This is a genomic window from Granulicella sp. L56 (assembly GCF_009765835.1).
Classification (GTDB): Bacteria; Acidobacteriota; Terriglobia; order Terriglobales; family Acidobacteriaceae; genus Edaphobacter.
This window is the reverse complement of record NZ_LMUS01000006.1, coordinates 1,724,533-1,745,294: the sequence shown is the minus strand read 5'-3', so window position 1 is coordinate 1,745,294 and position 20,762 is coordinate 1,724,533. Positions and strand designations below refer to the sequence as shown.

General features: G+C 59.6%; 13 protein-coding genes. 8 read left to right on the top strand and 5 right to left on the bottom strand.

Annotation, left to right across the window (positions count from 1 at the left end; all coding sequences use genetic code 11):
* Nucleotides 1-48: 48 nt before the first annotated feature.
* Complete coding sequence (locus GSQ81_RS15025) at nt 49-2,553, bottom strand: TIM-barrel domain-containing protein (RefSeq protein ID WP_158911495.1); 2,505 nt, start codon at nt 2,551-2,553, stop codon at nt 49-51.
* Between the two features lie 139 nt (nt 2,554-2,692).
* Nucleotides 2,693-4,867, bottom strand: a complete 2,175-nt coding sequence (locus tag GSQ81_RS15020) for a winged helix-turn-helix domain-containing protein (RefSeq protein WP_158911494.1) — start codon at nt 4,865-4,867, stop codon at nt 2,693-2,695.
* 248 nt (nt 4,868-5,115) lie between these two features.
* On the opposite strand from GSQ81_RS15020, the gene GSQ81_RS15015 reads away from it, so the two are divergent.
* From GSQ81_RS15015 to GSQ81_RS14995, 5 genes are all read left to right on the top strand, one after another.
* Entirely contained in the window at nt 5,116-8,583 is a 3,468-nt protein-coding gene (locus tag GSQ81_RS15015; protein ID WP_158911493.1) for a TonB-dependent receptor, read from the top strand.
* 93 nt (nt 8,584-8,676) lie between these two features.
* Entirely contained in the window at nt 8,677-10,572 is a 1,896-nt protein-coding gene (locus tag GSQ81_RS15010; RefSeq protein ID WP_158911492.1) for an alpha-amylase family glycosyl hydrolase, read from the top strand.
* A 69-nt stretch (nt 10,573-10,641) separates the two neighbouring features.
* Nucleotides 10,642-12,378: a cytochrome c biogenesis protein DipZ gene (locus GSQ81_RS15005; RefSeq protein ID WP_158911491.1), complete on the top strand. Its 1,737-nt coding sequence runs from the start codon at nt 10,642-10,644 to the stop codon at nt 12,376-12,378.
* A 71-nt stretch (nt 12,379-12,449) separates the two neighbouring features.
* Entirely contained in the window at nt 12,450-13,055 is a 606-nt protein-coding gene (gene msrB / locus GSQ81_RS15000) for a peptide-methionine (R)-S-oxide reductase MsrB (RefSeq protein ID WP_158911490.1), read from the top strand.
* A 58-nt stretch (nt 13,056-13,113) separates the two neighbouring features.
* Nucleotides 13,114-13,464, top strand: a complete 351-nt coding sequence (locus tag GSQ81_RS14995) for a CHY zinc finger protein (protein WP_158911489.1) — start codon at nt 13,114-13,116, stop codon at nt 13,462-13,464.
* Here the strand turns inward: GSQ81_RS14995 and GSQ81_RS14990 are convergent.
* Nucleotides 13,461-13,928, bottom strand: coding sequence for a GAF domain-containing protein (locus tag GSQ81_RS14990; RefSeq protein ID WP_158911488.1), 468 nt, complete (start codon nt 13,926-13,928; stop codon nt 13,461-13,463). The genes GSQ81_RS14995 and GSQ81_RS14990 overlap by 4 nt on opposite strands.
* A 236-nt stretch (nt 13,929-14,164) precedes the next feature.
* Here GSQ81_RS14990 and GSQ81_RS14985 point away from each other — a divergent pair, with 236 nt between their 5' ends.
* The 3 genes from GSQ81_RS14985 to GSQ81_RS14975 are packed head-to-tail and all read left to right on the top strand — an operon-like array spanning nt 14,165 to nt 15,382.
* Nucleotides 14,165-14,488, top strand: coding sequence for a helix-turn-helix transcriptional regulator (locus tag GSQ81_RS14985; RefSeq protein ID WP_158911487.1), 324 nt, complete (start codon nt 14,165-14,167; stop codon nt 14,486-14,488).
* On the top strand, nt 14,485-14,910 hold the full coding sequence (locus GSQ81_RS14980; RefSeq protein ID WP_158911486.1) for an SRPBCC domain-containing protein: 426 nt from the start codon (nt 14,485-14,487) through the stop codon (nt 14,908-14,910). Before GSQ81_RS14985 ends, GSQ81_RS14980 begins: the two co-directional genes overlap by 4 nt.
* Nucleotides 14,911-14,965: 55 nt before the next feature.
* Entirely contained in the window at nt 14,966-15,382 is a 417-nt protein-coding gene (locus tag GSQ81_RS14975; RefSeq protein ID WP_158911485.1) for a DUF1801 domain-containing protein, read from the top strand.
* Between the two features lie 284 nt (nt 15,383-15,666).
* On the opposite strand, the gene GSQ81_RS14970 is transcribed toward GSQ81_RS14975, so the two are convergent.
* Together GSQ81_RS14970 and GSQ81_RS14965 are read right to left on the bottom strand one after the other, a co-directional pair.
* Nucleotides 15,667-17,160, bottom strand: coding sequence for a sulfatase (locus tag GSQ81_RS14970; protein WP_158911484.1), 1,494 nt, complete (start codon nt 17,158-17,160; stop codon nt 15,667-15,669).
* 31 nt (nt 17,161-17,191) lie between these two features.
* A complete protein-coding gene (locus tag GSQ81_RS14965) occupies nt 17,192-20,431 on the bottom strand; it encodes a carboxypeptidase regulatory-like domain-containing protein (protein ID WP_158911483.1) in 3,240 nt (1,079 codons plus the stop codon).
* Nucleotides 20,432-20,762 lie beyond the last annotated feature (331 nt).

The following is a 20,762-nucleotide window of genomic DNA, read 5'->3' as shown; positions in this document are numbered from 1 at the left end:
GAGAGACCCCTGTATTTCCCCAATCCACGCAGCACTCTCCACATCCAGCTACTCAAGCGTAAGATCCATAGCCGCCGCTCTGTGTGGTGCCGCAACAGTGGCCGTCCATGCGTTACCAACCTGCCGCAGCGGCAACTTCACAGTGGGTGACGCCAGCTCTTTCGCCACAGGAGACCAGCCCATAGCCTCGATGCGGAGCTGGCTCCACCACGGAACGAAGCTGCCCTCGGATGCTGCGATGTGCACGACGAGATGATGATCGGCGGTGACCGCGCAGGTGAAGTGCTGGCGGAAGAACTGGCCCGAGCGATAGTCGAAGGTCTTGCCGTCATCGAGATAGATGTCGCCGTGGCAGTCTTCGCCTGCGTAGACACGCAGCGTGAGCGGCCCAGTTGGCTTCTCCGAGGTGCTCTGCGTCAGAGGAGCGATGGGCAGGATCGTTCCTTCGCGAACATAGACCGGCAGCTCGGCCAGCTTCGGCGTGATGAGCAGCGGCTTGTTGGGTTGGGCAGCATCGCGCTGTTCGAGATCGCGCGCGACAGTCTGTGCGCGGCGGTCGAGGCGCTGGCCGCTCCAGTAGTCGTACCAGATACCGGGGGGCAGATTGACTTCGTACTGCGCGACCTCGTCGGGCGAAGGTGCAGGCGCGATCAGCAGGTCGGGGCCGAGCAGAAACTCGTTGCCTGCGTCGAGGTCGATGGGATGACCATCGGCGGTGGCATGAGGAAATTCGAGGAACAGCGGACGGTCGATGGGCAGGCCGGTGCGCGACATCTCTTCGGCGACGGTGTAGAGGTAGGGCATCAGGCGATAGCGCTCATTAATAAAGCGGCGGCGAATATCTTCGTGCATCGGCCCATCGACCCATGGCTCGTGCGGTCGCGTGCCTTTGGCGGCATGGTCGCGGTCTATAGGCTGGAAGGCCGCGAGCTGGAGCCAGCGCGTGAGCAGGTCAGGCGAAGGCGATCCGGCAAAGCCGCCCACGTCGGCGCCCGACATCGCGAAGCCACTGAGTCCGAGGTTCAGAATCTGCGGCACGGTCATGCGCAGGTGGTTCCACGTGGAACTGTTGTCGCCGGTCCACGTCGCCGCGTAGCGCTGGCCACCGGCGTAGCTCGCACGCGTCAGCACGAAGGGACGCTCGTTAGGACGCAGCGCGATCAGACCGTCGTGCGTGCCGCGCGAGTTCTCCATGCCGTAGACGTTGTGGATCTCCAGATGAATCGCCGTGCGCGGCGCAAAGCCGGGCTCGGCGATGCGATGCTGCACGTCGTCGGGCATGGTCTTCGAGGGGTAGGTGAAGACGGCGGGCTCGTTCATGTCGTTCCAGAAGCCGGAGACGCCTTCATCGACGAAGCCTTTGTAGAGCGTGCCCCACCACTGCCGCGTGATCTCGCGCGTGAAGTCGGGAAAGACCGACGGACCCGGCCACACGATACCGGTGTAGACGGTGCCGTCTGTGTTCTTCACGAAGTGATCGCCCGCGGTGCCGGAGTCATACGGGGCGTAGCCCGCATTGGGCAGCTTCGCGATGTGCAGGTCGGTGATCGCGACGACATGGAAGTTCTTCTCTGCAAGCTCGTGGATCATCTGTGCAAAGTGTGGGAAACGTTGCTTGTCCACGGTGAAGGGACGGTTGTGGTCCTGAAAGTCGATGTCGAGATAGATGGCGTCGGCGGGGATGCGGTCTTTGCGCAGGCGGTCGGCGATCTCCATGACCTGCGACTGCGGATAGTAGCTGTAGCGCGACTGCTGGAAACCGAGCGTCCACATCGGCGGCAGCGGCGTGGGTCCGGTGAGCCACGCGTAGGTTTCGACCACCTGTTTGGGAGCGGGGCCGTACATCAGGTAGTAGTCCAGTGGGCCATCGGGAGCGCCGAAGGAGTATTGATCGGGCACCTCTTTGCCGAAGTCGAAGAAGGTGCGCCAGGTGTTGTCGAACAGGACGCCGAGCGCGCGGCCTTCGCGGTCGTCGATGAAGTAGGGGATGCTCTTATAGATGGGGTCGGTGGACTCCTGCCAGCCGAAGGAGTCGGTGTTCCACATGGTAAAGGACTCGCCGGCGCGGTCGAGTGGGCCGGGCTTGTCGCCGAGGCCGAAGAAGTGCGAGTCTCCATACTTCTGCTTGTAGACGTGGAAGGCGGTGCCGTGCCACTCGGCGGGGCGGCTGTCGCTCTGGAGAATTTTTCCGGCCAGGTCGCTGACGGTGATGCGGAGATCGGGGCTGATGCTGATGCGAAGCTCGCTGGTCTGGAAGCCGTCGCTCTCAGGCGTCACCGCGACCGAGGCGGTTCGCGCAGCGGGGAGGACAGCCCATGATGCGTCCTCGGGCAACGGAGCGTCGTGGCTCTCGCGGACGCGGAGCACGTCGTCGCGTAGGGCGGTGATCTGCAAAATGGTGCCACCGCTCGAGACGCGGATGCCGTTCGGCAGCGGCTCGACCTGAAGACTCGGCGTGGCGGCAGTCTGGGCAAAGGCGCATGGGCTGAAGGCGATGAGTGCGAGAGACAGCAAAAGGCGCAGGCGGGCGAAGCTCGTAGAATGCAGGCTCATGAGAGACAGGGAACCGCATCGGCGGTGATTGTCGCAATGCAAGAGTGGTACTCTCTCCATCATTTCTCGATCAACCCATAAGATGCTGCGAATGAACTATATAGCGTTTCGTTTGAATCGTCCCCGCGCAGGCCGGGCACTATTTCGCGTCCAGATCGAGCGAGTACAGGTTGCCCGTGGACGAGCGTGCGCGCACCAACGGGACGTTATCCGGCGTGATGCCGCAGAAGAAGTAGTCCGCCGCCTCGCCGCTGTGGAAGCTGGCCAGGTTGGCGACCTCGTCGAGCTTGCCGCTGGGCACCTCGACGCGATAGATGGGCTGGGTGGGAGCCATGAAGGCATGGATATAGATAGCGTCGCTGGTGGCGCTCCACACCGGATCGGCGGCGCTGGTCTCGGTGAGCAGCCGCCACGTCTTCGCGGCAACGTCATAGAGCATCAGCTTGCGCTGATCGAACGAGATGGCGGCGATGAAGCGGCCGTCGGGCGACCAGCGCGGACTGAACAGGCCCTCCGACCCCGGCAGCATGGTGACGGCATGGGTGCGAAGGTCGAGAAGCTGGATGGCGCGGGGGCCGCTCTCCTTGCCCATCAGGTCGGGCACGCGGCCAAAGACCAGCGAGTTGCCATCGGGCGACCAGCCGGGATCGGCGGCGTTGCGTTCTTCCTTCAGCAGAAGCTGCGGGCTGCCACCGTCGGCAGGCACGGAGTAGAGATGCCATGCCTTGCCCGGCTCACGCGCCATCAGCGCAAGCTGCTTGCCGTCCGGCGACCAGTGGGCGAGAAAGACCTGCATGGCGTCGGGTGTAAGCTGCAACTCTTCCGTGCCATCGGTGCGGGCGCGCCACAAGCGGCCCTGCGCATCGGTCCATGCGACCCATTGATGATCACGCGAGAAGTCCACGCGATTAGCCAACGAAAGGAAGTTGCTCTCGGGCACGAACTCCTTGCGGTCCGCGGCATAGCGCAGCAGCTCGGACTGTGTATCGAGGCCAAGAAAGAAGATGCGATGCCCGTTGCGCGCTGCCAGCGGAGCCTCGTAACGCAGCGGGCCGTTGGTGATCTTTACCGGGTTGGAGGTGGATTTGCCGTTCAGCCGCCACAGGTCGTCGCTGCCGTCGTGCGCAGACTGAAAGACAAAGTATTTGCCGTCGGCAGTCCAGGTGCCGCAGCAGTCGGAGGCCGGACTGCTCCACTTTGGCAGCATCGGCTGCGCGATGTGGCCTCCGGCGGCAAGCTCCCACAACGATGTCGTGTGCTCCAGAGGATCGATGATGGTGAAGTGCAGCAGCTTATGGTCGGGCGACCAGCGCAGCCAGAAGGCGCGTCCTGGTAGCGTAGCAAGAACAGTCGAGACCCCATCTTTAAGATGCGTCACAAAGAGCTGGTTGCCAGCGGCGTAGAGGATGCCGTCGCCGTCGGGCATCCACGTCGCATCGTGGGCCAGAATGTTGGCCACGCGCAGCGCGCTGCCGCCATCGACGGGTACGACCCACAGCGGCTGTTCGGACTCGGGCGAGAGATGGTTGCGCAGCAGCAGCCGGGATCCATCGGGCGAGAGGTCGCCCATCGAGGGAGCCGGGATATCGCTGGGGATGGAGAGCGGAAGCACATCGCCATTCGCAATCGAGACCTGCGACAGCACGGCGCGGCCATTTTCGATCACCGAAGAGAAGATGTGAACGCCGTCGGTCGCGGTGGCGGGCAGGCTCTCCATCGAGGGAGCGCCGGGGGCGATGCGGCCGTTGTGCGTGATCTGCGTGATCCGCGCCGGAGTGATGGAGCCGTGAGAGCTGCCGATGAAGATGCCTATGCCCACGGCAGCGGCAAGCGCGGCTGCTCCCGCAACTATATAGAGCACGCTGCGCAATCGGGGATGTTGGCCTTTCACCGGCGTGGCGAAGGAGACGCCTTGCAGCTCTACGGACGTGGACGGAGCCAGCACGGCCGGGTTCGCCAACGCAGTGACCGCCGCCGAATAGCTGACCGGAGCGATGAAGCGATAGCCCCGTCGAGCCAGCGTCTCGATGAAGCGAGGATTTTCGGCGGCGTCGCCGAGCGCTTCGCGGATCTTATTGATCGCGGTGCCGAGCGAGTGCTCGAAGTCGACGATGGTGTCTTTACCCCAGAGACGCAGTTGCAGGTCTTCGCGGGAGACGACCTCGCCGGGATGTTCGAGCAGCGCGGAGAGCACTTTGAAGGGCTGGCTCTGGATCTTGATCCGCTTGCCAGCCTTCCACAGCTCGCCGGTCTGCAGATCGGCCTCGAAGAGCCCAAAGGTAACTCTGGACGGACTCTCGATTGACGGAACCATCGGCCCAATACCTCTTGGGACGAATTTACCACGTCGTCACAAGCCTCGTCCTGACGGCGAAGGAGTTGATGAGGCCAAGTTATGTTCATGAAATGAAGGCGTTTGTTGGAGGACAAAGAATTGAGCGAAAAATGGGGAGAGGAGCATTGCGGTGATCGCTTCGAACCGACGATGGTTCTCCCCGCAGCTCGGACTGCAGCCTGATCTCAACAGAGACAGGCGAGGGATGAACCTATTTGGGAGGCAGTATGAAGCGAATTTTCAATTCAAGCTCGATGGCAGGAAAGCTCTCGAAGACACTTCTGGCGGTTGGCCTGATATTTGGGATGGCCAGCGTGATGAAGGCGCAGACCGATACCGGCCGCGTCGAAGGTACCGTCACCGATCAGGAGAACGCCGTCATCCCCGCAGCCGTAGTGACGGTGACCAACACAGCAACCGGAGCGGTCTACAAGGCGACCTCTGACCCGTCGGGCATCTTCAGCATTCCCGTCCTCCCCCGCGGCAGCTACCAGGCTTCGGCTGCCGCCAATGGCTTCGCGGCCCAGACCGTGAACTTCCAGTTGACGGTCTCGCAGGTGCAGGCGCTCAACTTCAGGATGGCCGTCGGCGCGGCCACCACCACGGTCGAAGTCTCAAGCGCGGCCCCGCTGGTGGACACCGAGACCTCCTCGACCGGCATGGTCGTACAGGGACGCCAGCTCTCTGAACTGCCCCTGAACGGACGCAACTTCGCGCAGCTCGCCCTGCTCTCTCCTGGTGTCACCCAAGGAGCCTACGGTAGCGCGGCCAGCGGAGTCGGCGGCAACTCCGAGACCTTCCGCAACGGCGAGACCGGCGGCGCAGCACTCGTGGTCAACGGACTTCGCCCGCAGGCCAATAACTTCATCCTCGATGGCGTCGACAACAACGAGTCGCTGGTCAACACCATCAACTTCTTCCCGCCGGTCGAGGCGATGGAAGAGTTCCGCATCAACACCAGCGTGGCCCCGGCGGAGTTTGGCCGCGCGGGCGGCGCCGTCATCCAGACCTCGCTCAAGTCCGGCACCAACAGCATTCACGGCTCGGTGTTCGACTTCATCCGCAACAGCGTCTTCGACGCCAACCCCAACTACTTCTCACCCACCACGCCGAAGTCGTCCTTCAAGCGGAACCAGTTCGGCGCTACGCTGGGACTGCCTATTCTTAAGGACCGCCTCTTCCTCTTCGGCGACTATCAGGGCCTGCGGCAGGATCGTCCGCTGGGCGTCGCCACCAACACCGTACCCACGGCAAAGATGCGCACCGGCGACTTCTCCGAGCTGCTTACGCAGTCGACCGACTTCACCACGCTGCCGGTTAATGGACCCGGCTACACCGCCTGCACCGGAGTCACCAAGGTTGTCGGCGCGATCTACGACCCCACCACCTGCAAGCAGTGGAACTACAACGGCCAGCCCAACGTGATTGATCCGGGCCGCATCAACAAGGCCGGTCTCGCCTATCTCAATGCGTTTCCGCTGCCCAATGCGAACAACAACATCGAGAACAACTACACCAATGTGCAGGATGACATTCGCCACTTCAACGACTTCGACGTTCGCCTCGACTACACGCTGAGCGCGAAGAACCTTCTCTTCGCCCGCTACAGCTATGGCCAGGACGAGTATGACAAGACCGTCAGCGTGGCCGGCGTGCCTTCAGGCTTCGCGTCGGGAAATAACATCACCCATCCGCGTGGCATGGCCGCCGGTTACACCCACACCTTCACCGCCAACATCGTCAACGACTTCCGCTTCGGCTACTCGCGCCCCTTCTTCGGCTACATCAATCCGTTTGAAGGCGTGCCCTTCTCGCAAAACCTCGGCATCCAGAACGCGAACCGCAACGCGCTTCTCGGTGGCGGCGCTCTGATCGGCGGCTTCAACTCCGAGATCAGCTACACCGGCGACGGTGGCCCGTATGAAGTTCCGCAGAAGTCGTTTCAGTATCTCGACACGCTCTCGTGGGCGCATGGAAGACACAACTTCCGCTTTGGCGGCAGCGTCATGAAGCGCGAGGTCGACTTCTTCCAGGGCAACGACGCCAAGGGCTTCTTCGACATCGGCCCCGGCACCGGCGAGTTCACCGGCTACGAAGTGACCGATCTGCTCGCAGGATTTGTCAACTCGTATTCAATCTCGAACTCAAGCTCATACTTCCACACCGCCAGCTACGAGACCGGCTACTTCGCCCAGGACGACTGGAAGATCAGCAGCAAGCTTGTGCTGAACCTCGGCGTTCGCTACGACCTCTACACTCACCCGTACGAGACGCACAACCTGCAATCGAACTTTGACATAGCAAGCGGTCAGTTGCTGCGTGCCGGAGTCAACGGCAACTCGCGCAGCCTGGTCAACACCAACTTCAACAACTTCGCACCGCGTCTCGGCTTTGCCTATGACGTGGGCAACAACGGGCGCACGGTCGTTCGCGGCGGCTATGGCATCTTCTACTTCCTCGACCGCGGCGGCGTCGGCAACGAGCTGAGCAACAACCCCGAGTTCAACGGCACTTCCACCTATAACGCACAGAACGGCTATCGCATCACCTTCACCGGGCAGAACACCGCCAACCTGCCGCCTGCGTCCAACTGCATCAACGACGCGAGCGTCTGCGACAACAACAGCCTCGATGCCACCACGGCGCTGCCCGAGCAAATCGTCAACATCAACGAGGCCGCACCCACCAACGCCAATGTCATCTCCTATCCGAAGAACAATCCCACCTCCATGATTCAGGAGTGGAACATGCAGGTGGAGCAGCAGCTCGATTCCAACACAGTGATGGATATCGCCTACGTCGGCACCAAGTCGGACCATCTTGCCAACGCCATCAACTACACCAACAACCAGCTCGGTACCGGCGCGAAGTTCTTTCAGCCGCAGGGCTTGAACGTCACGCTGAACGCCGACGGCAGCACCGCCCACTACAACGGTCTGCAGACGCGAGTGAATCGCCGCCTGCAGAACGGCCTGCAGTTCACGGTCGCCTACACCTGGTCGCACGCCATCGATAACTCCGCGGGCAGCCCGTCGGAGACGACGACCTCGAACGTCTTCATCGACGCCAGCGGGCCGCGCCTCGACCTCAATCGCGGCAACTCCGTCAACGATCAGCGGCACTCCTTCACGGCGTCCGCGCTCTACGAGCTGCCGTTTGGCCGTGGCAAGATGTTCGGAAGCAAGGTCAACCCCGCGCTGAACTACCTCATCGGCGGATGGCAGATCAATCCGCTCGTGAGCCTCGGCACGGGTACGCCGATCTATCTAAGCGTCAACGCGCCCAGCGGATCGATCTCGCCGGGCAACCGTCCCGACCTCGTCGGTACGCCCAACGTTGGCCAGCGCATCAACTTTGCGCATGGCTTCCAGTACATCAACCCCGCAGCTTTTGTAGCGCCTCCTGTGAATACGGCAGGCGTCTACTACCGGCCAGGAACGGTGGAGCCGTACCAGTTCTACGGGCCCGGACACAAGTCGCTGAACGTCTCCGCGTTCAAGAACTTCAACGTGACCGAGCGCGTTCTGGGGCAGTTCCGTGCCGAGGCATTCAACCTGACCAATACGCCGCAGTTCACCAGTCCTGATGGCAACATCAGCGATGCGCCCAGCAGCAGCGGCGGCTTTGGCGTGGTGAACGCGACACGCGACTTCACCGAGCGCGAGGTGCAGTTTGCTCTGCGCTTCACCTTCTAACCGGCGTCATGGCTTGCTCCCGGGTGCCGCGGCAGATCATCGCTGCGGCACTTTTTCATTCCTCTTATTTATTCCTGATACTGTGAGCCTTCTATGAAGATGCTGGTCGCTGCCGTTCTTGCGCTTCTAGTCCTGTCAATGCACCCCTTCGCGCGTGCGGAAGAGCCGTCGCAGCAAAGCTCACAAGCGCCTGTTATGACGAAGATCGATCCGCCAAACTGGTGGGCCGCGATGCCGAAGCCCATGCTGCTGGTGCGCGGAGAGCATCTCGAAGGCGCGCAGTTTCATGTGAGCGACAACGCTCTGCGGATTCAGCAAATTTATATTTCGAAGAACGGTCACTGGGCTGAACTGTGGCTGAGCGCATCGCCCGCGAAGCCGGAGACGATCTCCGTTGTAGCGCGAAACATCGCTGGCAGCTCGACGTTGCCCTTTACCTTTGCAGCACGGCGCGAGACGCGAGACGGCTTTGCAGGTTTCTCTTCGAAGGACGTGATGTATCTCATCATGACCGACCGCTTCGCCGACGGCGATCTCTCCAACAATGGAGACGTCGATCGCGCAAAGACGCGCGGCTGGCACGGTGGCGACCTGCGCGGCATCACGCAGCATCTCGACTACTTGCAGAAGCTCGGCGTCACCACGGTATGGATCACACCGGTCTATCAGAACCACGAAGACGGGAGCTATCACGGCTACGGCGCGACCGATATGTACGCCGTCGATGAGCACTACGGTTCTCTTGCAGACTTGAAGACGCTGGCCACCGCGTTGCACCAGCGCGGCATGAAGCTGGTGCTCGACACGGTTCCCAACCACGTCGGCCCCGCGCATCCATGGGTCAACGATCCGCCCGAGCCGGGCTGGTTTCACGGAACCAAGCAGCATCATCGCCTCGCACAGGGCGACTTCAAGCCGCTCACCGATCCCCATGCACCATGGAGCACGCAGCGCGATGTCACCGAGGGCTGGTTTGCCAACATCCTCCCCGACCTCAATCAGGAAGACCCCGCCGTAGCGCAGTACCTCACGCAGAATGCCGTCTGGTGGATCGAAGAGGCGGGCATCGATGGCCTGCGAATCGATACGTTTCCCTACGTGGGCCGCGCATTCTGGCACGGATACGACGCACAGCTTCACGCGCTCTATCCTCGTCTGACAACAGTGGGCGAGGTCTTCAATCCCGATCCCACTATCACCTCCGCCTTTGCTGGCGGAGTCACGCGCAACGGCGTCGATACCGGCCTCGACACCCCCTTCGACTTCCCCAGCTACTTCGCGCTGCGCGATGTCTTCCTGCAAGACGCGCCCATGTCGAAGCTCGCCGACGTGTGGCGGCTCGACGCGTTGTACCCGCATCCCGAGCGGCTGGTTCCATTTCTCGGCAACCATGACACCACGCGGTTTATGAGCGAGCCCGGAGCGACGCCCGCGAAGTTGAAGCTGGCGTTTACCGTGCTTCTCACCATGCGCGGCATGCCCGAGATCTACTCCGGCGACGAGATCGCCATGACCGGAGGAGCAGACCCCGACAACCGGCACGACTTCCCTGGCGGGTTTGCCGACAGCACGCAGCCCAGCGCCTTCGACGCTGCCACACGAACTGCCGCGCAGAAAGAGATGCATGACTGGGTAAAGGGTCTGCTCGACCTCCGCCACTCCCACACAGTTCTGCAAACGGGAGAGGAGCAGGTGCTGCGCGCAGACACGAATCTGCTGATCTACGTTCGCGGCGATCAATTGCAGCAGGGCTGCGCGGCGAAGAACTCCGGCGAGCGCGTCCTTGTGGTGGTGAACAAAGCGGACCAGCCCCAGACGATCACACTTCCCGAAGCTCTCACCGCGCTGGAGCAATGCAGCGTGAAAGAGCCTCTCCGCGGAACAGGCGCTTCGTTCAAGGTTGAACGAGGTGCCGAGCGAGGCATCGAAGGAGACACCGTCCGCATCGTTATCCCCGCCAATGCATCGGCTATCGCCTCCTTCGATTGAGAATCCAATCTCGCAAAAACTCGTAACCTACTCAGTGAGTGCGTAGTCTCATTCACGGAGAGTTGTTCGATGGTCTTGCTCGTTCTGGCGTATCTGGGCGGTGTTCTCACGATTGTCAGCCCCTGCATTCTGCCGGTGCTTCCTTTCGTCTTCGCGCGCGCCGACAGGCCGTTTCGCAGGAGCGGCCTTCCCTTGCTCGCGGGCATGGCGCTGACCTTCGCCGGAGTCGCCAGCATCGCCGTTCTCGGTGGAAGCTGGGTGGTTCGCGCCAACCAGTATGGCCGCATCGCGGCGCTGATCATTCTCGCGCTCTTTGGACTTACGCTTCTCTCTTCGTCTCTTGCGGAACGGCTCGCGCGCCCTCTGGTGCGGTTGGGCAACCGGCTCACGCAGTCTTCGTCGACCGATGCTGGCTCTGGCGCGCTGCAATCCTTTCTTCTCGGCATCGCTACCGGACTTCTCTGGGCGCCCTGCGCCGGACCGATTCTAGGTCTTGTCTTGACTGGCGCAGCCATTCAGGGAGCCAGCGCGCACACCTCGTTGCTGTTGTTCGCCTATGCCGCTGGAGCGGCGACCTCGCTTGCCGTGGCTCTGCTTGCAGGCGGACGCGTCTTTGCCGCCATGAAGCGCTCTCTTGGCGCGGAGGTCTGGATACGGCGAGTGCTGGGGGTCGCGGTTCTGATCGGCGTAGCTGCTGTTGCCTTTGGCGTGGATCGCGGCGTGTTGACTCGCCTCTCGCTCGCCAGCACCTCGGGCATCGAGCAGAAGCTTATCGATGATCTTCATCCGCAGCGGCCGGGTCAGCCGACGACAGCGACGGCCACATCGCCCGATGCTGCCGGTGGACAGAGGCTGCCCGACCTCTCCGGCGCGACCGCGTGGATCAACTCGCCTCCGCTCAATCGCGATCAGCTCAAGGGAAAAGTTGTACTGATCGACTTCTGGACTTACTCCTGCATCAACTGCCTGCGCACGCTGCCCTACGTTAACGCGTGGGCGCAGAAGTATAAGGACAGCGGCCTCGTCGTGATCGGCGTGCATACACCAGAGTTTCCCTTTGAGAAGGATCTGGGTAACGTGCAGAAGGCCATGCGCGAACTCGGCATCACCTATCCGGTCGCGCTCGACAACAACTATAAGATCTGGAACGGATTCAGCAACGAGTACTGGCCCGCGCATTACTTCATCGATGCAACAGGAAAGATACGCTTCCACCATTTTGGCGAGGGAGGCTATGACGAGTCCGAGAAGTGGATTCAGGATTTGTTGAAGGAGCGCAATGGTCAGCAGTCTCTGCCGCAGGGCATCGTCGCGGTAAGCGCAACCGGAGCCGAGGCCGCGCCAGACACCGAGGCGATAGCCTCTCCCGAGACCTATCTCGGCTACGAAAGAGCGCAGCACTTTGCCTCAGCGGGCGGCCTCAATCAGGACGACGCTCAACTCTATACCGCACCGAAGCATCTACAACTCAACCAATGGGCGCTCTCCGGCAATTGGACAGATCATGGACAGATCGCCGTCCTGAACTCGACGCCGGGAAAGATCCTGTTCCGCTTCCAAGCTCGCGATCTGCACCTCGTCCTTGGCCCCACCGCCGACGGCAAGCCGGTTCGCTTCCGTATCAAGATCGACGGACGAGCACCGGGCGAGAACCATGGAATCGATGCCGACGAGCAGGGAAATGGTGTGGTGAAAGAAGATCGTCTCTATCAACTCGTCCGGCAAAAAGGCTCGATTGCAGACCATACCTTCGAGATCGAGTTTCTTGACCCCGGCGTGCAGGCGTTCGCCTTCACCTTCGGCTGACGGCACGCTTCACGGGCTGCTATTTTTACTTGGAGATTAGGACTAGCATTTGAAGCCACAGGAGGGTTGCCATGGACAACGATGAGAGCAGCACACAGAAGACAACAACGACGCTCAGCCGCAGGGAGTTCGTCGCAGCGGTCGCAGCGGCGGCAGTGGGTGCGGTGGCATGGTCCACACGCGGCTCTCGCACGGTCGAGGCCAAAGACTCCAACCACTCTCCGAAGCAGGTCAAGATCGTGATGTTTTCGGATACAGGTCAACGGCAGGAGACCGTTACCGTGCCCATGGTCGCGAAGAGCGATGCCGAATGGCGGCAGCAACTCACGCCCGACGCCTTCGGCGTTACCCGCCAGGCCGATACGGAACGCCCCTTCTCAGGCCAGTATTGGAACAATCACGATAAGGGGCTCTATCGCTGCATCTGCTGCGACACCGCTCTCTTCAACTCGGACACGAAGTTCGAGTCGGGCACTGGCTGGCCCAGCTTCTGGCAGCCAATCGCCAAAGAGAACGTGCGCGAAATCTCCGACAGCACGCTGGGAATGGTGCGCACCGCTGTCAACTGCCGCCGCTGCGATGCGCATCTTGGCCATGTCTTCGACGACGGCCCACAGCCAACCGGTCTTCGCTATTGCATGAACTCGCTCTCGTTGCGCTTTGTGAAATTTGCCTGAGCCGCTATCCTGAACCCCACAAGGGACGCTGCGAATGACCATCGCGATCCGGTAACCTATGCCTATGCCTCACCCGGAAGTGCGCGGGATCGATCTCGACGCCCAGACGCGCTGCATCCACTACCGCAAGCCGTCCGACATCATCGCAATTAAGATGAAGTGCTGCGGCGTCTACTATGCCTGCAAGGATTGTCATGAGACATTGGCAGACCATCCCATCGAGGTCTGGCCGCGCGCCGAATGGGACCAGCGGGCCATTTTCTGCGGAGCCTGCGGCCACGAGCTGACGATCAACGAATACATGCATAGCGGCTACCAGTGCCCCATCTGCGAGGCCGCCTTCAACCCCGGCTGCCGCAATCATTACCATCTCTACTTTGAGAGCGAAGCTCAGACTGACAGAGACTAGGCAGCCGAGCGCTCGATGAACCGGCCCACCAGCGTCGCGCACTCTTCCACAAAGCTACGGTCTTTTGCACCGAACGCTGCCGGAGCGTGGCTGTCGATGTCGATCTCGCCGACGATCTCGCCATGCACGCGAATGGGCACAACAATCTCCGACCGCGTCTCGATGGAGCAGGAGAGATAGCGCGGGTCCGCAGCGACGTCGTCGACGACGATGGTCTCGCCCTGCGCCACCGCGGCCCCGCAGATTCCCTGCGCGACAGGAATGCGGACGTGCTCTGTAGGCGCGCCGTGAAACGGCCCCAGCACCAGCACGGTCGAGTCGTCGGGGGCCAGCATGTAGAAGCCCACCCAGTCGTAGTGCGGCAACCTGGTTGCGAGTGCATCGACCACGAACCGCTGCACTGCAGTCAGGTCAGTCGTCGTCGCCACAAATCGCTCGATATCGAAGATGATTTCGCGGAACATGAATCTATTGTCTAGCGTAAGTGGGCCCATTGTCGCCCCTTTCTCATGCAAAGCTGTTTCAGATCGCGGCGCCCACTTCGCGCGCCCTAAACGCGGCGGAGTCATCCATGAAGCTCTGGTTCGTCGACGCGTCCTGGAAGAGACACATCTTCATCCGAAGGACCAGTCAGCTTCGACCGCAAAATCGCGCAAATATTTCCATTGACAATCAATAACCGTATGGTTATGGTTGCGACATGCCGAGCAACGCAGACCGTCTCTTCAAGGCCCTCGCCGATCCCACCCGCCGGGCCATCTTCGAACGGCTGACCCGCGACGGCGACCAGACCGTTCATGCATTGACGGAGCGCGCCGGCGTCTCTCAGCCCATGGTCTCGAAACACCTGTCCGCGCTGAAGCGTGCCAAATTGGTTCGCAATCGCCGCAAGGGGCGCGAGACCCACTACAGCGCCCGGCAGGAAGCCCTTGCGCCGCTCGTGGATTGGGTCGGCAACTACGGTGCCTTCTGGCAAAACAAAATAGATCGGCTCGGAGATGTTTTGGAAAGGATGGATAAATGATGACACCTGATACTTCAACCCGTTCCGTAATCGTGGAGAAGGAGTTTCCTCATCCGCCAGAGAAGGTGTGGCGGGCCCTCACCGAGAGCTCTTTGATCGAGCAGTGGCTGATGAAGAATGACTTTCAACCTGTCGCGGAGCAGTCGTTCCAACTGCGCATGGACCCGGTGCCCAACTGGAACGGCGTCATCGACTGCCGCGTCCTCGCGGTAGAGCCCGGCAAGACGCTCTCCTATACCTGGGGCACGTTAGGGCTTGAGAGCGTCGTCACCTTTACGCTGACGCCGACCGATGCAGGGACCCATCTGCGCATGGAGCACTCCGGCTTCGGGCCAGATCAGGACGCCGCCTACAAGGGCGCGACCTACGGCTGGCAGGGATTCCTCGGCAACCTCGAACGCGTGGTCGCCGGGCTTCAATAACGTCGGCATGGGTCAGTTGGCGAAATCCGAAATAAAAATCAAGATCGGAGAGAACATGAAAACAGCAACCAGTGCGAAGGTCGAGGACGCTTCAGCGAATATCACCCGGCGCATTCAAGAGCTGGCAGACTGGCGCGGAGAGACGCTGGCGAAGGTGCGGGAGATCATCCACAAGGCCGATCCCGACATCGTTGAAGAGTGGAAGTGGATGGGAACCCCCATCTGGTCTCATGACGGCATCGTCTGCACCGGCGAATCGTACAAGCAGGTGGTCAAGCTCACCTTCGCTCGCGGAGCCTCGCTCGCAGATCCGAAGAAGCTCTTCAATTCCAGCCTGGAAGGGAACACGCGGCGTGCGATCGACCTTCGCGAAGGAGAGAAGATCAACGAAGCTGCCTTCAAGCAACTGATCCGCGAGGCGGTAGCAGTCAACTCCGCGGTGCACGCTCAGCGGGCAGCAAAAAAGAAGTAAGTCGGGGCCTCAGCGAGATTGAGAACCTTCAGTTCGCACTCAAGTGGTCGATGTGGTCCAGTTCAATTACATGGACTTCGCCTTTCTCAGACTGAAATTTCAGACCGAGCTGTTGAACCCGCTCAGATCTCACTCTCGCTCGATGAGTGACTCGGGCGGTTTGCAAGAGCTGAGAACGCACGACGCCAGGCATCTCTAAACAGGTAAGTTTTTCATGAACAGGATGCGTTGTCCTGCGGCGCCATTGATGAGAGGCGGCCGCAGGACCTACTCGACCTGAAGATCTAACTTGCTTCTTTATGTTCAGGAATCTTTTCGCGCAAGACAGTCAGCCGTTCTGCAAGATGGGCCTGAAGAGCGGCATACTGGGGCTTGCCGTAGAGATTGTTACGCTCACCGGGATCGGCGCGGAGATCGTAGAGTTCTCCCTCCGACGGATCGAGGACATACTGAATCAGCTTGTACTGCTCGGTCCGAATGCCGCGATGCGGCGCGACTTTCTCTGGATTAGGCCACTCGTAATACTCGTAGTACCACTCTTTTCGGAAGTCCGGATCCGTCTTCTTTACAAGCGGCAAAATACTCTTGCCCTGCAGGTTCGCTGGCGCAGGAACGCCCGCGAGGTCCAGAAGCGTTGGTGCGATGTCCGTATCCAAAATCATCTCTTCACGCACGATGCCGGCCGGAATGCGCTTGGGATAGCGCACCTGAAAGGGAACGCGAATCGACGGCTCATGCATCAGCCGCTTGTCGAAAAGCCGCCATTCTCCGAGGAAAAATCCATGGTCCGAAGTTTGCAGGATGGCCGTGTCATCGAGAATGTTTTTCTTTTCGAGCGTGTCGATCACGCGGCCGATGTTCTCATCGACAGCGACGAGACCTGCGTAGTAATCCTTCGCGACGCCTTCAAGAGAGCCGCAGGCAGTGTGGCTCGATGTTGTGCCCAGCTTATTTTCTGCATCGACAAAACTCTTCGGCTTACCCGGATAACCCTTGAGATCATCATCAAAGCTTGCAGGCTTCGCGATGGGCGTGCCGTTATAGAGGTCGGCAAGGCGGCGCGGACGGAAGAACGGCTCGTGCGGCGCAACAAACCAGATCAGGATGCAGAAGGGCTTGTCCCCACGGTCTTCATTGATCCATGAGATCGCGCGGTCGGTCGAGAGATCGTCCGGATAAACCGCTTTGTACTGCTTGCTTGGCCCGACTTTTCCCTTGCGACCTTCTTTAAAAATAGGATTCTCATAATCGTTGCCGGGATTATTATGGCCAAAGTAGTAATCCCAATTTCGATCCTCCACTCCATTGCGGGTATGGATTTTGCCTACGATGGCGACCTCATATCCTTCCTTCTGCAGTATCTCGGTGAAGAGAGGGATATCGGCAGCCAGAGGAATGCTGGCTTTGGTATTGTCCAGAGCGCCGGTGGAACGCGAGTACAAACCAGTGAGCGCAGTCGCGCGTGCCGGAGCGCAGAGTGCATTGGTGCAAAATGCGTTTGTGAAACGAATGCCTTCGTGCCCGATACGATCGTGGTTCGGCGTCTTGAGGACTGGATTTCCAGCGATAGAGAGCGCGTCAGCCCGTTGCCCTTCGCCCAGGAAGAAGACCAGATTCGGGCGCTTCGATTTCGTCTGGGCACCTGCCAACGCTGGCGCTACGGTCGAGACCGCTGCCGTGCCTGCAATCGCAAGCGATGCCTGCAGAAAGTCGCGCCGGGTCGTCGTGCCCGGTGCGGAAGCTAGAGGCCTGGAGCTTTGTTCATTTGCATCTGACATAAAAATCCTTTCATCCATCGATCGGGTTTGTTTAGAAAGAGAACTTCAACTTGAAAGCGATATTACGCGGATCGAGCGCAGAAGTGATCTTACCGAAGGTCGCAGAGCCAACAGTTGTTCCAACACCATTGAAGGCCGGGTGGTTGAAGAGATTGAAGAACTCGCCTTCGAACTTCGCTGTAATAGGAGTGTCCCCAATGAGATGGAAGGTCGCCTTCTTGGAGAGGTTGAATTGCGTGCTGTTCAAACCAGGCTGACGAATGGTGTTAAGACCCAGGTCGCCGAAGGCTCCCAGCGCGGGCTGGCTGAAGTTCGCTGTCGAAAAATAATTGTTGATGTTGCCATGTTGATAGGTCACAGGCCCCGTGATGTTAGGCCGTTCCCCCGTATTGCCAACGCCGGCGCGGTCCGCGGAGATCGTTGCCGTCACCGGCGTACCGCCCTGGAAGGTAGAGACTCCACTGACCTCCCAACCGCCAAGCGTGTAGGCCTCGAGGCTGCGACTGCCATGGAAGAATGGCAAATCATAAACATAGTTAATGGTGAAGCTCTGTGGCCGGTCGTAGGCCGTGGGGCCATTTTCATTAAAGAACTGGCTTTGCCCTACCTGCGAACCGAGGGAACGCGAGTAAGTGTAAGCCGCTTCAAAGAGGAACCCATTCTTGAAGTGGCGACGCGCATCCACCTGCACCGAGTTATAGCCCGCCGAGGCAGAGCGGAGATCATAGTTGATCGCGGCATAGCCCTTGTAAGGACGAACCGTGTTGACGTTTACCGTTCCCGCTGCGACGGCAGCGTTAGGCTGGGCCTGGTTGATGTTGGGTGCCTGATCGAGATGGCGGGCGCTGTTGCCCACATAGCTCACCGAGAGAACGGTCGATCCCGGAAGCTGTCTCTCTACCGTAAGAGAATATTGGCTTACCGTTGGGTACATCTTGCGAGGATCGAAGGCTGCGAGCGTCGGGGGGAACAACGTCTGCGCATCAGAAGCGAAGCCCGTAAGGGTAGTGTTGTAGATAGTTGCAGATTGCGAGTACGGAGGGTTGCCGCTCAGATTTTCGTGGTTGTCATTGTCCCAGTGATAAAAGATACCGTAACCACCGCGGACCGAGGTCGTAGAAGAACCAAATGGTGCCCAGGCAAAGCCAACGCGTGGTCCAATATTGTTCCGCGCGCCCGTGAGGGAACGGGGAAGATTAAGCCCTTTGAGATTGGTCGGCGTAATAATTCCATTCAGCGGATCTCCGGTGCCGGCAACTAAAGTTCCAGTCGAGGTAACGGTGGGCGCGTTCGTGGCGGAGTACAGGCTGGGGACAAAATCTGAGATGCGATTGTATTTTTCGTAGCCATTGGGCGCGCCCTGGAAGATCGTATCGCGCACTCCCAGATTGAGCGTGAGGTTGCGAGTGACCTTCCAATCGTCTTGCACATACCCTTCAAACATATTTGCGAAGAGGTAGTCATTCGGCACATTGCTCTGCTCGACGTAGCTGAAGGCATGACCGGTAAGAAAATCGGCCAGCGGATTGCCGGTCGCAGAACCCGTGAAGCTGAACGATCCAGCCTGGCCACCGTATGGGTAGCGATCGAACTTCTGAATGCGAAGGATATTGAAGCCGGCCTTCAGCGACTGATTATGCAACTGCTTCGTCAAGTCGTCCCGCCAGGTGTAGACATTGTTCGCATTATTCGTAAGCCCCTGCGCGCCGATCGATGAGAATCCGCTGATCGTAATCGTCGGAATCAGGTTATAGATATTCGCGTTATACAGACTTGGAATCGTAAGTCCCTCTGGCCGTTGACCACTGCTATCCGGCGACTGGGTGATCTGATTGCGCGAGTAGCCAATCGTCGCCTGGTTCAGCAATGTCGGCGAAAAGATATGGGTCCACTGCAGCACACCGCTCTGTCCCGGCTTTGCGAAGTAACCACCGATCGTTGCGAAGGACTGATTGGAAGGCTTCAAAATCGCTTGCTGCTGGCTCCACGCATCATGAGCATAGCGCGCGGTGACCGTATCGCTTGGGGTCAGCGTCGCGTCGACGCGTATCAACTCCTCGCGCCAGCTCGTTTGGCTCTTCGGACTGATCACGTAGTTCGAAGAGCTGGTGCTGTTAGGCAGGGGAAAGTACGCGTTCAAAAGAAGCGCCGCGTTGGGATCGATATTTGTAATCTGGTTATTCGCGTAGGGCAACCCAGTATCAGGATTCTTGATGGGTGCAGAGCCAGCAAAGTTTCCCGTTCTTTGCAGAGCAGTGGGTGTCGTCGCGGTGAAGGTGCTCTGCGGCGCTGACGTGAAGCTGGTAAGCTCCGGGCCGGAGCGACGGTCAAATGCCTGCGACCAGAAGAAGAAGATGTTCTGCGTGAATTTACCTTTTGCTCCAGGAAGCAAGCGGCCGCCCACGTCATATCCGAAGTTGTTGTCATGCAGAGGCGGCTTCGACGTGTTGAAATAATTGCGCGCATTCAGTGCATCGTTCGAAAAGACCTCGTACAGATCGCCGTGATACTTCTCGCCGCCAGACCGCGTCACGACATTTACCTGACTGTAGCCGAACGACCCGATGTCCGCCGTGTAGTTGCTCTTGTGGACCTGGATCTCCTGGATCGCTTCCATCGGAGGAAAGAGATTGAGCCCGCGATTGCCGCCGGTATCCATCGCCAGGATGCCGTCATAAGTGAATGCATTGGAGTTGATGCGGCCGCCGTTCACCGATGTGAGCGGATTGCCTTCCTGCCCCACGCCCATGCGCTGCCCGGTCTGCGAACTGCTTACGCCTGTGCCGAGCGAGAGCAGTTGCGTGAAGTTACGGCCATTGGTCGCAAGTTCGCTGAGCTGCGTTCCCGTGATGATCGTGTTCAGGGAGCCTTCAGAGGTCTCGATTGCAGGAGCAGCGGTCGTCACGGTCGCCACATCCGATGCACCCACTGTCAGTTGAAGATTGATCGTGCGAGTTGTGTCCGATTGCAGAACAACTCCGTGCTGCTCGATACGCTGAAAGCCCGACGCCTGCGCGCCGACAACATACTCTCCCGCGCGAAGTGCCGGTAGAGAGTAAAAGCCGGTGGAGTTTGTCTTTGTAGTACGTCCGAGCCCCGTTGACGTCTGGCGAACCGTCACCTCCGCATTTGGAATCACGGCACCCGAACTGTCGCTGATGGTTCCGTTCAGAGTTCCGGTTCCAGAGCTTTGAGCAAGGGCAGACATCGATGGGAGAGAAAGCAGAAAAATCAATGCGAGCAGAATCGATCGCCTGGAAAATATAAACATAAAGCCTCACCTGCGACATGTGTCGCGAAAGCGCAGGAACCCTGCGCGCAATGGAACGTGTAGAAGCACATAAAGTGCCGCCAATACTAGCTATTTATCGAGGTAAATCAGAAAGAAAGAAACGAACAGCACATCGTTCTCGCCGGACCGCAGAGAGGGTCAACAGCAACAACAAAGCACTAATTGGGTATGAATGAATTGCATACAAGCAAAAGACTAACATAAAGAAAACTCGCTGCACCAACAGCTTCGTTCGAGTCTCCTTGCAGAAAAAAATCCTTCAAGAACAAAAAAACATAAATTGGCCAGATGGCCAGCCTACGGTTTCTTT

Excerpts from the sequence above, each read along its gene's own strand:
- GSQ81_RS15025 (WP_158911495.1), bottom strand. The coding sequence starts at position 2,553 with ATGAGCCTGCATTCTACGAGCTTCGCCCGCCTGCGCCTTTTGCTGTCT.
- GSQ81_RS15020 (WP_158911494.1), bottom strand. The coding sequence starts at position 4,867 with ATGGTTCCGTCAATCGAGAGTCCGTCCAGAGTTACCTTTGGGCTCTTC.
- GSQ81_RS15015 (WP_158911493.1), top strand. The coding sequence starts at position 5,116 with ATGAAGCGAATTTTCAATTCAAGCTCGATGGCAGGAAAGCTCTCGAAG.
- GSQ81_RS15010 (WP_158911492.1), top strand. The coding sequence starts at position 8,677 with ATGAAGATGCTGGTCGCTGCCGTTCTTGCGCTTCTAGTCCTGTCAATG.
- GSQ81_RS15005 (WP_158911491.1), top strand. The coding sequence starts at position 10,642 with ATGGTCTTGCTCGTTCTGGCGTATCTGGGCGGTGTTCTCACGATTGTC.
- msrB (WP_158911490.1), top strand. The coding sequence starts at position 12,450 with ATGGACAACGATGAGAGCAGCACACAGAAGACAACAACGACGCTCAGC.
- GSQ81_RS14995 (WP_158911489.1), top strand. The coding sequence starts at position 13,114 with ATGCCTATGCCTCACCCGGAAGTGCGCGGGATCGATCTCGACGCCCAG.
- GSQ81_RS14990 (WP_158911488.1), bottom strand. The coding sequence starts at position 13,928 with ATGTTCCGCGAAATCATCTTCGATATCGAGCGATTTGTGGCGACGACG.
- GSQ81_RS14985 (WP_158911487.1), top strand. The coding sequence starts at position 14,165 with ATGCCGAGCAACGCAGACCGTCTCTTCAAGGCCCTCGCCGATCCCACC.
- GSQ81_RS14980 (WP_158911486.1), top strand. The coding sequence starts at position 14,485 with ATGATGACACCTGATACTTCAACCCGTTCCGTAATCGTGGAGAAGGAG.
- GSQ81_RS14975 (WP_158911485.1), top strand. The coding sequence starts at position 14,966 with ATGAAAACAGCAACCAGTGCGAAGGTCGAGGACGCTTCAGCGAATATC.
- GSQ81_RS14970 (WP_158911484.1), bottom strand. The coding sequence starts at position 17,160 with ATGTCAGATGCAAATGAACAAAGCTCCAGGCCTCTAGCTTCCGCACCG.
- GSQ81_RS14965 (WP_158911483.1), bottom strand. The coding sequence starts at position 20,431 with ATGTTTATATTTTCCAGGCGATCGATTCTGCTCGCATTGATTTTTCTG.